The sequence below is a fragment of the Flavobacterium sp. Sd200 genome, assembly GCF_009826935.1.
GTDB lineage: Bacteria > Bacteroidota > Bacteroidia > Flavobacteriales > Flavobacteriaceae > Flavobacterium.
Genome location: NZ_WUMN01000006.1, coordinates 105524 through 118282, shown reverse-complemented (window position 1 = coordinate 118282; position 12759 = coordinate 105524). Strand labels below are relative to the sequence as shown.

At 38.8% G+C, this 12759-nt stretch carries 12 protein-coding genes and 1 tRNA gene; 5 read left to right on the top strand and 8 right to left on the bottom strand.

Going from position 1 to position 12759, the window contains the following annotated elements:
• Positions 1-67 precede the first annotated feature (67 nt).
• Complete coding sequence (gene folB, locus GR160_RS15485; RefSeq protein WP_160750798.1) at positions 68-427, top strand: dihydroneopterin aldolase; 360 nt, start codon at positions 68-70, stop codon at positions 425-427.
• A 76-nt stretch (positions 428-503) separates the two neighbouring features.
• Positions 504-574, top strand: a tRNA-Cys gene (locus GR160_RS15480).
• A 59-nt stretch (positions 575-633) separates the two neighbouring features.
• Here GR160_RS15480 and GR160_RS15475 read toward each other — a convergent pair.
• From GR160_RS15475 to rnr, 3 genes are all read right to left on the bottom strand, one after another.
• Positions 634-1314 carry a LysE family translocator gene (locus tag GR160_RS15475; protein WP_160750797.1) on the bottom strand — a complete coding sequence of 227 codons (681 nt, stop codon included), beginning with the start codon at positions 1312-1314 and terminating at the stop codon, positions 634-636.
• Positions 1315-1367: 53 nt separating this feature from the next.
• A complete protein-coding gene (locus tag GR160_RS15470; RefSeq protein WP_160750796.1) occupies positions 1368-2036 on the bottom strand; it encodes a head GIN domain-containing protein in 669 nt (222 codons plus the stop codon).
• Positions 2037-2112: 76 nt separating this feature from the next.
• Positions 2113-4299 (bottom strand): ribonuclease R, encoded by a 2187-nt coding sequence (rnr, locus tag GR160_RS15465; protein WP_160750795.1) that lies wholly within the window; start codon positions 4297-4299, stop codon positions 2113-2115.
• A 119-nt stretch (positions 4300-4418) separates the two neighbouring features.
• On the opposite strand from rnr, the gene GR160_RS15460 reads away from it, so the two are divergent.
• Together GR160_RS15460 and rpiB are read left to right on the top strand one after the other, a co-directional pair.
• The gene (locus GR160_RS15460) at positions 4419-4658 is read left to right on the top strand and encodes a DUF2007 domain-containing protein (RefSeq protein ID WP_160750794.1); all 240 of its coding nucleotides are present in this window, start codon (positions 4419-4421) and stop codon (positions 4656-4658) included.
• Positions 4659-5279: 621 nt separating this feature from the next.
• Positions 5280-5711, top strand: a complete 432-nt coding sequence (rpiB, locus tag GR160_RS15455) for a ribose 5-phosphate isomerase B (protein WP_160750793.1) — start codon at positions 5280-5282, stop codon at positions 5709-5711.
• Between the two features lie 111 nt (positions 5712-5822).
• Here the strand turns inward: rpiB and GR160_RS15450 are convergent, their stop codons facing one another.
• From GR160_RS15450 to GR160_RS15445, 3 genes are all read right to left on the bottom strand, one after another.
• The gene (locus GR160_RS15450) at positions 5823-7229 is read right to left on the bottom strand and encodes a serine hydrolase (RefSeq protein WP_160750792.1); all 1407 of its coding nucleotides are present in this window, start codon (positions 7227-7229) and stop codon (positions 5823-5825) included.
• 142 nt (positions 7230-7371) lie between these two features.
• Positions 7372-7500 carry a hypothetical protein gene (locus GR160_RS19515; protein WP_255478533.1) on the bottom strand — a complete coding sequence of 43 codons (129 nt, stop codon included), beginning with the start codon at positions 7498-7500 and terminating at the stop codon, positions 7372-7374.
• Between the two features lie 81 nt (positions 7501-7581).
• On the bottom strand, positions 7582-8487 hold the full coding sequence (locus tag GR160_RS15445; protein WP_160750791.1) for a hypothetical protein: 906 nt from the start codon (positions 8485-8487) through the stop codon (positions 7582-7584).
• A 180-nt stretch (positions 8488-8667) separates the two neighbouring features.
• On the opposite strand from GR160_RS15445, the gene GR160_RS15440 reads away from it, so the two are divergent.
• Positions 8668-10791, top strand: a complete 2124-nt coding sequence (locus GR160_RS15440) for a Tex family protein (protein WP_160750790.1) — start codon at positions 8668-8670, stop codon at positions 10789-10791.
• 381 nt (positions 10792-11172) lie between these two features.
• On the opposite strand, the gene GR160_RS15435 is transcribed toward GR160_RS15440, so the two are convergent.
• A complete protein-coding gene (locus GR160_RS15435; protein ID WP_160750789.1) occupies positions 11173-11559 on the bottom strand; it encodes a hypothetical protein in 387 nt (128 codons plus the stop codon).
• Positions 11560-11596: 37 nt separating this feature from the next.
• A complete protein-coding gene (dprA, locus tag GR160_RS15430; RefSeq protein ID WP_160750788.1) occupies positions 11597-12700 on the bottom strand; it encodes a DNA-processing protein DprA in 1104 nt (367 codons plus the stop codon).
• Between the last annotated feature and the right edge of the window lie 59 nt (positions 12701-12759).

Here is a 12759-nt window from a genome sequence, read left to right as displayed (position 1 = left end):
TAAATCATTAGAATTAAAATCAATTGAGAACTAAAAAAGCTACTTTTACACTTGAAATTAAAACACTATGGGAACCATAAAACTTAAGAATATCCGCACTTTTTCATACCACGGCTGCTTAGTAGAAGAAAGTAAAATTGGAAGCGACTACAGAGTAGACCTTGAAATTAAAGCCGACCTTAGAAAATCGATGCAAACCGATGAGCTGGCCGATACTGTAGATTATGTACACCTCAATAAAATTGTTATGGAAGAAATGGCAATACGCTCTAAACTGTTAGAACATGTGGCCCAGCGCATTGTAGTAAGAACCTTTGCAGAACTGCCCGAAGTTTCGCGTATAAAGTTATCGGTAGCCAAGATAAACCCACCTATAGGCGGCGATGTAGCCTCAGTAGCTATCGAGGTAGAAGAATACCGCACATAGGCTAATATTTTATACTTTATACATTTTTTTCTTGTGTTAGTGTAAAATATATGTAAATTTGCCAACCGTAATAAAGGGCATCTTGGCCGAGTGGCTAGGCTCAGGTCTGCAAAACCTGCTACAGCGGTTCGAATCCGCTAGATGCCTCAACAAAAAAAGCTATCAGAAATCTGATAGCTTTTTTTATATCCCTTAAATGCAAATTGCTATTTTACAGGATGTTCTATTTTATCTATGGTTTTATTAACCTCTTCAGGAAAAATTCCCTGCAATAAAAGCACCACCCCAAAAACAATTATTATAAGGTTTATACCTTTTTTAATTTTTACAATATTGTTGCTTGTAAGTTTGCTTCTAAGCTGTTTTGCCAGCATTATCTTGCCAAGGTCTACCACAAAATAGGCTATTACCACTGCTGTAAAAAAAGTAATCATGCGGTGTGGGTTCATATCTAATTTAGGGCCCCAGGTAATAATAATACCGAGCCAGAAGGCCAATACCCCAATGTTTATAAAATTAAGCAGGAAACCCTTTGCAAACAGGCTAAAGTAATCTCTTTTTAAAATGTCTTTGGCAGCATTGCCCACCAATTGCTTTTTAGAGGCTCTGGTAACGCTTATAAGCGAAATAAACCCATATACTAACATAATGAGCCCGCCAAATATAAATAAGGCAGGCTCATCTTTTATTTTATTTAGCACCTGATAGCTGCTAAAATAGGCTATAAGTATAAAAACAACATCAGATGTTATAGCACCCAGATCAAAGGCTATAGCCGCTTTAAAGCCTTTAAGCACACTGGTTTCCAGCAGCACAAAAAAAACAGCGCCGGGCATAATGCTTAAAAAAAAACCTAACGGTATGGCACTTAAAATATCCTGTAACATTAACTAAAATTAATGTGGCAAGTTACCATTTATAATCTAATTTTAAAAAATTGTTAACCTTTAAGGTTAATGCTTCCACCGGCAAGCGTTTTTTGATTAACCTGCTTAGGGCTTCCGTAAATGTTTATGGTTCCTCCGGCTTTTGTGCGTGCATCAACAAAATCAGACGCATAAACAGACGCATCTCCACCGGCACTAATACTAACCGTTGTTTGCTCTGTAATCAGCTCCTTAGCTTTTAAACTACCGCCAGATAGTACACTGTTGTCGTGGTTGGTAGCCTTTCCGCTAAGCTGTAATGTACTGCCAGATGTAGCCTTAGACTTTAATTTTTTCACGTCAAGAATAAGCTTGATAATCGCTCCCTCTTTGCTGTAAGCTTCAAAAGATGTTGCTGTAAAAGTATCGGCCGATCCTACATAAGAACCCTCACTGGCTTCTACCTGGTCTATATTTTTGTAATAAACCACTGCTTCGATATTCTCTCCCTGTAATAGTTTAGAGAATTTCATTCGCACAGTAAGTTCATTATTTTTTGTCAATACCTCTACATCATTGGCCTTGGTTCCTTTAATAACTATCTTATTTTCTGTAGATTTTTCGAGTGTTACACTTATTTTGTCGAACACTCTTATAGTAGTAAAATCTCCAATATTTTTAGTTACCTGTGCCGATATAAACTGACTTATGCCTAAAAAGGCTAATAGAATTACTTTTTTCATGATTTGGTTTTATTTATGATTGTTTGATGATCTTAACTTTTAAAAAGACATAAAAACCATGCCATTTGTTACAGTACTACGCGTTCTTTCTTAAAAAAGTAAAGTCAAGCTGCTTTTTAACCAAGTCAGCATTTTTTACCTTTACAAATACTTCATCACCTAGCTGCAGCAGGTTTTTGCTAACCTCGCCTACCAGTGCATATTGTTTTTCATCAAAGGTGTAGTAGTCGTCCTTAATTTCGCGTATGCGGCACATACCTTCACATTTGTTAGATACGATCTCTACATAAATACCCCACTCTGTAACACCAGATATTACTCCAAGGAACTCTTCATCTTTATGATCGAGCATATACTTAACCTGCATGTATTTAATGCTGTCTCGCTCGGCATTGGCAGCAAGGGCTTCCATGGTAGAAGAATGAGAACACTGCTCCTCGTAAACATCCTTATCTGCAGATGTACCGCCATCAAGATAATGCTGTAACAACCTGTGCGCCATAACATCCGGATAACGGCGAATGGGCGATGTAAAATGCGAATAGTAATCAAAAGCAAGGCCATAGTGGCCAATATTGTCTGTACTATATTTGGCCTTGCTCATAGTACGTATGGCAAGAGTATCTACAAGGTTTTGCTCTTTTTTTCCCTGAACATCAGATAATAAGCTATTCAACGATTTAGATATATCTCCTTTAGACCTTAAATCTATTTTATAGCCAAACTTAGCAATAACCGTTTGCATATTGATTAGCTTATCCTGATCCGGCTCATCATGAATACGGTACACAAAGGTTTTTTCAGGTCTTTGCTTACCAATAAATTCGGCAACCTTTCGGTTAGCCAATAACATAAATTCTTCAATAAGGTGGTTGGCATCCTTAGCCACTTTAAAGTACACCCCTATCGGTTCTGCTTCTTCGTTAAGGTTAAATTTTACCTCCACCTTATCAAACGATATGGCTCCATTAGCCATACGTTTACGACGCAGTATCTTAGCCAGCTCATCTAACTTAAGGGTAGCAAACTGTATATCTTCACTAACCGTATATTCACTTCCGGTTAACGATATTTCCTTGGCTATTACATTACCTTTGGTTTCTATAATATGTTGGGCTTCCTCATAGGCAAAACGTTGATCACTATAAATAACAGTACGCCCAAACCATTGGTTTTTTACCTCTGCCTTTTCATTTATTTCAAATATGGCCGAAAAGGTATATTTTTCTTCATGCGGCCTGAGCGAACAGGCAAAGTTACTTAACACCTCCGGCAACATGGGCACTACCCTGTCTACCAGATAAACAGATGTAGCACGGTTGTAAGCCTCGGCATCAAGTATGGTTCCTTCCTTCAAATAATGCGATACATCTGCAATATGGATACCCACTTCATAATTACCGTTTTCCAGCTTTTGGAATGACAATGCATCGTCAAAATCCTTAGCATCCTTAGGATCTATGGTAAAGGTAAGTACCTTGCGCATATCCCTCCTTCGGGCTATTTCCTCCTCCTCTATTTCGGTATTCAGTTTTTGTGCAAATACCTCTACATTAATAGGAAAATCATAAGGCAAACCATATTCGGCAAGTATAGCATGTATCTCGGTGTTATGTTCGCCGGGTCTACCTAATACGCGAATCACTTCGCCAAAAGGACTATCAGCCTTGGCAGGCCAATCTTCCATTTTTACCAGTACTACATCGCCGTTCTCTGCGTTGCCAAGCTTATCTTTCGGTATAAAAATATCAGTGTACATTTTGGCATTAGCAGTACTAACAAAAGCAAAATTCTTTTGTATATCAATAACGCCAACAAATTCAGTTTTAAAACGCTCAATAATTTCTACCACTTCACCTTCGGGTCTTCTTCCCTTGCGACGGTTATAGATATATACCTTAACCTTATCTTTATCAAGCGCTTTGTTAAGGTTGTTGGTAGGTATAAATACATCCTCTTCCAGCTCCGGCGATACAAAGTAGGCCGTTTTCCTGCTGGTCATATCAATAGTTCCTTCAATATAATCTACCCTGTCAGAAAGCCTGTATTTACCCCTTTCTACCTCCTCTATCTTTTCTTTAGAGGCCAGATACTTAAGTTCTTTAATAATTTCGTTACGGCTTTGGGTGTCATTAAGTTCAAGTGCTGCTGCTATCTGCTTATAATTAAATGACTTATTAGGGTCTTTAGCGAGTATCTTATAAATTTTCTTAGAAAAGTCTTTTTCCTTTTTCTTAGACGGTTTTCCGTTTCTCTTACTCATATAATCTTTTAAATAATGCTGAAAATTACAAATAACTATTAGATTTATAACAGTAGTTAAAGAAATAATAACTTTTTACTGCTTAATTTTATAGTGCTATTCTTAATAAAAGCGGGCAAATGGAAAACTTTATAACGGCGGCGGTTTTTAGCTATCCTCACGAAATCACTATACTAAAACACCTGTTACAGCAGCAAGGCATTTCTTTTTATTTTGAGAACGAAACCATGGCAGGGGTTGTACCCTTTTACACACATGCCCTGGGCGGAATAAAACTTAAAGTTCACACTAACGATCTTGACACAGTACTACAAATACTACAAGAGCTTACAGCAAACAACCATTTAAAAATAGTTTAGACTACAATTGAACCCAACAGTTATTAACACTTATTAAAAATAAAAAAAGACTTTTTTAAAATTTAAATTTTTTATGATGTTTATTATTGCGTGTTGATAATGCCTAAAACTTTTTGAAATAAGCGTTGTTTTTAGAGTTATTGATAGTTATACAAATGTTTCAACAGTGTTAAGTAAATGTAAATTTTTAAAAATGAGATAGTTTGCTATTTTACCGAAAAGGTTATTAACAATGGTTAATTATTGGTTTTGCTATTTTAATGCTGATAACTTTACCTGTTAATTGTTGTTAATAATTATGGTTAAAGTGCTAATAACTCTCAAACAATTTTCAAAAAATAAATTTGGAAATTTCCTGTAAGATTTGCAGTATAAAAATTTGTTTACAGTTCTCAAAAATCTTTAATTTTTGGTTGTTTAGTTATTAACAAAGTTGTTCATTTTTTATTTGCTTTATTTTCAGATACTTTAAAAATTTACTAACAATATGCTTTTCGTATTGAATTTTTAGTATATTATAGAACCCATCTATTGCACTATATACATTATTATAACGTGCTTATTGCCGCTGTGCCAACTGTTTACTACCTTTGTATTGTAATAATAACAACACACATTAAAATGAAAATTTCTATAGGCAACGACCATGCCGGACCCGAGTATAAAAAAGCCGTTGTAAAATTTCTTGAAGGGAAAGGAATTGAGGTTATAAACCACGGTACCGATACTTTTGACAGTGTTGACTATGCCGATTTTGTACATCCTGTGGCAACCGATGTTGAAAACGGTACGGTAGATTTTGGTATCATTATTTGCGGTAGCGGCAACGGTGCTGCCATGACAGCAAACAAACACCAAAAAATTCGCGCAGCCCTGGCCTGGAATAAAGAAATTACCGCCCTGGCACGCCAGCACAACAACGCTAACATTCTTAGCATTCCGGCTCGCTATACTTCTATGGAGCAGGCTATAGAAATGGTAAATACGTTTTTAAATACAGAGTTTGAAGGTGGCCGCCACCAGACAAGGATAGATAAAATGCCTTGTATGTAATAAAAATCCACAATGCTATTGTTGGAATTTACATTAATTCCGTCAATGCATTGACTCAATTTAGCCAAATTCCGTCAGTAAGCTGACGGAATTTGTATTTTATATAGATAATTATTGTTGTAAGTGTCTTAATATAGCAGTACCTATCCTATCCGGACCACCCTGCGATGATGAATTTGTTAGTACCACTACACCCACCTTTTTATCTTTTAAGTAGCCTGTGTAGCTTGTAAAGCCTCCCGTGCCACCGTTGTGCCATATCAGGCTATCGCCTTTAACAGGGTATAAAAACCACCCCAGGCCAATGGCATCGCTCCCATCATTAAAAGTTTCTTTATGCGATAGTGCCATGGCAGGAGTTGCCTCAGCCATATTTGCTTTTAAGTACAGTACCATATCTGTAATGTTAGACCGTATTCCCCCTGCCGCGCTTGTTTGGGCAAGGTTCCAGTGTGGTGCTTCATCTCCGTCGGCATAGCCCGAGGCAAAATTAGTTTCGTGTTTGGCAGGCACAGTTACAAACGTACTGTTCATTTTTAACGGATTAGTTATATACGTTGCTAACAGCTGCTCATAGCTTTTACCATATATTTTCTCCAATATAATACCCAACACTGCCACGCCCGTATTGCTGTATTCCTGCTTTGTACCGGGAACCGATTCTAATTTTACCCTAGCCAGATAATTATAGTACATGGCTGCGGTGTAATGTTTGTAAGGGTCCTGTTCGTTGTAATCGGCAGTGGTAGTGTAATCATCCGTTAGCCTTGGCAACCCCGATGTATGGTTAGCTAAGTGTTTTATTAAAACAGGTTTACCATCAAGTTCCAACCCTTTACACTCTGCCGGAAGGTATTTGCGGATGTCATCATCCAACGACAGTTTTTTATCCAATACCGCCTGTGCCAGTAGTATGCCAGTAAAGGTTTTAGATATAGAGCCTATTTCAAAAATAGTAGTATTTGCAGGCATTGTACCTGAATTTTTTTTGGTTTCGCCGTAATGGTAGTAAAACGTGGCACCGTCTTTAACCACGGCTACAACAGCACCTACGTTGTTGAGGTCGTCAAAAAATTCTGTAACGGCTTTGTCTACTTCCTTATCTAAAGGCGTGGTTTTTTTATTATCGGTTGCAACGGGTGTGGTTCGCATTGCTTTAGCTACATACGGCCTAAGGGCAAGGCCCGAAATTTCTGCTTTGTCATTGCACGCCAGTAGCAGGCTCATAACACCATTTTCAAACGTGGTTTTATAGACCCTGAAACCGTCTTTACTCTCTATGTAATCGGTCGCGGTTATTTTGCCCAAAGCAGCCTGCGAACCTAAAAATCCGGTAAAGCTTTGCTGGGGTACCTGCGCTTTAAATTCAGCCGAAAGCAGGTTGTAAATACCCGTATAATCTCCTGAATTAAAACCTGTGGTTATTTTTTCAAGAACGGTTTTATAGGTTGTTGTATCCTGCGCTTTTGCAGATAGCACGGTTACCAATACTAAAAAGAGAGATATGTATTTTTTCATGGTGGTTATGGTTTAACCATTAGTAGCAGGAGTGGGGATTTTGTGACAAAAAAATCACGCTAAGGGGCGTGACTGGTTTGATTTTCTGTTAAGTGAGTTTCTTCCATTTCGAGCGCAGCGCAGCGTAGTCGAGAAATCTCACTTACTCCTTATCCTTAAATCTTTCCAGAAGTTCTTTGCTGGTTTTATACCTGCCGTTTTTAAAGTCTTCCTCTGATTTATCTATCCTGAGATTGAGTTCCGCAACGCTCATTGGTTCAAAATTATTCATAACAAGTTTTTTTCGTTGGCTGTTTATTTAAAAAACTATAATGCTCTTACAAAAGGGCAATGTATTTAGGGGGTTATATTTTTAGTTATCGTCAAAATTTAATCTTACTTGATTTTCAATTTCTTTAATATTCTTTGCTTTTTTAGTAGTATGTGTTTGAATGCCATCATAAACTTCTAAAACATCGTAAACCTTTGCTTCCCTAATTATTTCTTGCCCATCTTCATCTATTGTCAATATTATCTCTAATCTACATCTAATACTTGTACCATTTGAAAAGCTGTATAACTTGTTTAGTACTGCATTTTTGAACTCTGTATCAACCAAAGTAAAATTTATGTGTTTACCATCATAAATACCTTTCCATTTAATACTTCCTTGTTTTAATACGGGTGAGATTATTTCAATATTAGCATCATATATTGTTTTAGGTTCAAGATTTTCATTTTCTAAAATTTGATCTTTAAATTGTTTTCTTTCAATAATATGTTCTTTGGATATTGGAACATAATTTTCATCTAACTCAGTTGTAGAAATTTGACGTACCTTAGGTTCATTCTTTATATTTTTATAGTATCGTGATTTGAAAACTTTAACTTTGTGAACATCTGCTAGCAGAAAAATTATGCTATCAACTATTTGCTTTTTTTCTAATTCAGACAAAGAATCCTTCTCTAAGTCATTTTTTAATTTTAGAATATTTAATCGTTTTTCTTCTTTATTAAGTTCATCCAAATCAGAATCTTTATTTACATAGTCACTTACTACATTAATTAAAACTCCGGATAAAATTGCTCCAAAAAATATAATTATTTGAGATAATTTTCGCTTGGTTTTCTTCTTTTTGAAATATTTAATAATTTCTTTTATACCGCCTTCTTTTAATCCTTCGAATTCAAACTCCAATTCCAAATCTAATAGATTTGAAATCTCAGTAAAAAGTTTTAATAATTCAGCTTCTGATTTATTTTTGACAATGGCATTCATCGAATGACTCTTGTTTTCGAGATAATAATGTAATTCTAAAATATTCAACAACTAAAGGTTTAAGTTAAATTTTATTGAAGATACTAACTTACAAAAAGTTAACCTACAAAATTCCTCCCTCAAAAAATAATTTAATTCCTCCGATTAAATCTCCATATTTGCATCCCTTATTACACTACAATGACAAACCTACAATACATATCAGCGCAGGTAAACGCCCCGCAAAAAAGCATAGAAAATACGTTACAACTACTGGCCGAAGACTGCACCATACCCTTTATTTCCCGTTACCGAAAAGACATGACCGGCAACCTCGATGAGGTGGTTATAGAACAGATTGCAAAGCTGAACCAGGCTTTTGAGGCTATCGTAAAACGTAAGGAGGCCATAGTAAAAAGCATTGCCGAACAAAATGCCCTTACGCCGGAACTGAGCACTAAAATAAACGCCAGTTTCGACCTTACCGAGCTGGAAGATTTATACCTGCCGTTTAAAAAGAAAAAGAAAACCCGTGCCGATGCCGCCCGCGAAAAAGGGCTGGAACCGTTGGCCAAGATTATCATGGCACAGAATGCCGACGACATGGATTTTATTGCCGCCAAGTACCTTAACGACAGGGTGGCTAACGAAGACGAAGCCCTGCAGGGTGCCCGCGATATCATTGCTGAATGGATTAACGAGAACGTGTACATACGCAAGAGCCTGCGCCGCATTTTTGGCCGCAAAGCAGCCATTACCACAAAAGTCGCCAAAGATGCAGACCCGGAGAAAGTCAAAAAATTTGAGCAGTATTTAGACTGGTCAGAAAACGTAGCCAAGGCTCCCTCCCACCGCCTGCTTGCCATGCTTCGCGCTGAAAACGAGGGTGTCATAAAATTTAAGGTAGATATAGACGACAGCGACGAAGCCCTGCAGCTTATGGAGCAAAGCGTTATAAAGAACAAAAAAGAAACCGCCATCCAGCTCAAAAAGGCCATAGACGACAGCTACAAAAGGCTGCTTGCCCCTGCCCTTTCTAACGAGGTGTTGCAGGAAGCAAAGGCAAAGGCCGATGCTACCGCCATTCAGGTTTTTGCAGGCAATCTGGGTCAGCTGTTGCTTGCGCCGCCGCTTGGCGAAAAGCGCATACTTGCCATAGACCCCGGTTACCGCAGCGGCTGTAAAGTGGTGTGCCTGGACGAAAAAGGCGACCTGCTGTATAACGAAACCATATTCCCCCATGCGCCACAAAACGAGACGGCTATGGCCATTAAAAAAGTCCGTTCTATGGTAAATGCCTATAAAATTGATGCTATATCTATAGGCAACGGAACGGCAAGCCGCGAAACGGAATTCTTCATTAAAAAAATCGCGTTCGACAAGCCCGTACAGGTGTTTGTGGTAAGCGAGGCGGGTGCTTCGGTATACTCGGCATCAAAAATTGCGCGTGACGAATTCCCAAAATATGATGTAACGGTTAGGGGAGCGGTATCTATAGGGCGCAGGTTAAGCGACCCGCTTGCCGAGCTTGTAAAGATTGACCCAAAAGCCATAGGCGTAGGGCAGTACCAGCACGATGTAGACCAGTCGCAGCTTAAAGACGAGCTTGATACCGTGGTGATGCGCTGCGTAAATTCTGTGGGGGTAAATATCAATACCGCCAGTAAGTCGCTGTTAGGATACGTGTCCGGAATAGGGGAGAAGCTTGCCGAGAATATTGTAAATTATCGTAGCGAGAACGGCCCGTTTGAAGACCGTAAGCAGCTTAAAAAAGTGCCCAGGCTGGGTGAGAAGGCCTACCAGCAGGCAGCTGCTTTCGTGCGCATCCCTAATGCTAAAAACCCGTTAGATAACAGCGCGGTACACCCTGAAGCCTACTCTATTGTAGAAAAAATGGCTAAAGACCTGAAGCTTAAAACAGCCGACCTGATTGCCAATAAAGAAGCTATTGCAAAAGTTAATGTGGCCAGTTATGTAACGCCCGAAATCGGCCAGCTTGGCCTTACGGATATTTTAAAAGAACTGGTTAAACCGGGCTTAGACCCACGTAAAGCCGCCAAAGTTTTTGAGTTTGACCCTAACGTAAAATCAATAACCGATTTGCGCACCGGAATGGTACTGCCGGGTATTGTAAACAACATTACCAACTTTGGTTGCTTTGTAGACATAGGCATTAAAGAAAGCGGCCTGGTACACATTTCCCAGCTTAAAGAAGGCTTTGTAAGCGACGTAAACGAAGTGGTTAAACTGCACCAACACGTACAGGTAAAAGTGGTTGAGGTAGACGAATCCCGTAAACGCATACAGCTGACGATGATTCTTTAAGGGTTTATTTGTTTATGCGTGGATGCGGTTATTCGGTGATTTGTTTACTTGAAGAAAATGGAACGCGGATGACACGGATGCTTCGCAATCGCGGATTTTCACGGATTTTTTTAGACATTACCCGAGCGCAAGCGAACTGGCGAAGCAATTACACAAATTTTTATAATTTTTTCAGATGCCGTCATCGCGAGGCACGAAGCGATCTATAAAGAGATTCCTCAATTCCGCTGCGCTGCATTCGGAATGGAACAGCGGTTTTCCATTTCGACAATAGGAGAAATCTCCATATTCATTGTCTGGAACTTTTATTTATTACGTTTTTCATAGATACTTATCGCTATAGTAACGGTAACACATAATGATAGAAATATGAATATCCAGTTATCCATTTTTATCTTGTAAATAAGTAAAGTAAGTTTTAAAGTTTTCTGAATAATTAAGATGATATACTGCAATACTATAAATTGCTATCATTACTAGTAAGGGTATATGTCCCGGCCATGCTACGCTGAAAATAGAGATAGCAGATATAAAAATACTTAATGAAAAGAGTACTGTTATTACATTTACAGCCCATTTTTTCCCTTTAAATACAAAATACATCAATAAGATAGTTAGTCCAAAACGTATAATTTGCTGAACTAATTTTTTTGTATCTGTATGTTCTAAAAGAAGCTGATATGTTACAATAGTATATATTGAAATAAGGAGTACGCTGGCAAAAATCCTGATTGTAAAGTTTCTGCCAAGAATAACTTTGTGGTTCATATATATTAATTAAAAGATTAGTATATTCTGATTTATATCACACCGCCTCAAACAACTTACCCGGCAGCGGCCTTATAACCCCTTTAAGCTCCATAGTGAGGAGGAGTGATGACAGCCTGAAAACAGGCATTTCGCATTGCAGGGCAATAATGTCCAGCAGTTCTTTGCCATTTTTTAGCAGGTAGTCATATACCTTTTGCTCTTCCGGCTCAAGGGTAACAAACAGCTGCTTTTGCACGGGGGCATGTTTCTTTTCTTCCAGCTCCCAGTTCAGCATGTAAATAAGGTCGGCGGCGTTGGTAAGCAAGTTTGCACGCTGGCTTTTAATAAGGTTGTTGCAGCCCATGCTGTATTTATCGGTAATGCGGCCGGGCACGGCAAACACATCGCGGTTATAATCGTTGGCAAGGTTGGCAGTAATAAGCGACCCACCTTTTTCGGCACTTTCTACAATAATAGTTGCCTCGCTAATGCCTGCCACAATGCGGTTGCGCTTTACAAAATTTTCCCTGTCGGGGTTAGAGGTGCTCCAAAACTCGGTCATAAAACCACCGTTTTCTTCCATTTTCGCCACATACTTTTTATGCACTTTTGGGTACACCTGGTTAAGCCCGTGCGCCACCACACCAATGGTTTGCAGGTTGATGTCCATAGCCACCTGATGTGCGTAGATATCAACCCCATAGGCAAAACCGCTAATAATAACAGGGTTTAGCGGTGTAAGGTCTTCCAGCAGCTTCCTGATAAAATCGGCACCATAGGCGGTCATCTGGCGGGTGCCTACAATGCTTATTGTTTTGCGCCCGGCCATATTTATGTTGCCCGAACTGAACAAAACCACAGGCCCGTCTATGCAATGCTTTAACCGTTCCGGATAGTTGTTATCTAAAAAATACAGGGGTGTAATGCCCTGCTGGCGCACAAAGTTTACCTCGCTTTCGGCATGCTTAAAAACGTCTGTATTTTTAAGGTTATTGTAGAGTACTTCGCCCACGCCCTCAATGGCCAAAAGCTGCGATTTTTTTGCAGCAAAAACTGCCTGCGCGCTGCCAAGGTGGTTTATCAGCTTTTTGGCAACAATATCGCCCACACCTTCTATACGCATCAGCGCCAGTGTATTAAATAAATCAGTATCGGTCATCAAAAGTGTAAGTGGCGGTTAATTAATGGGTTAGTATTGTTAATAACATTTGTGGATAA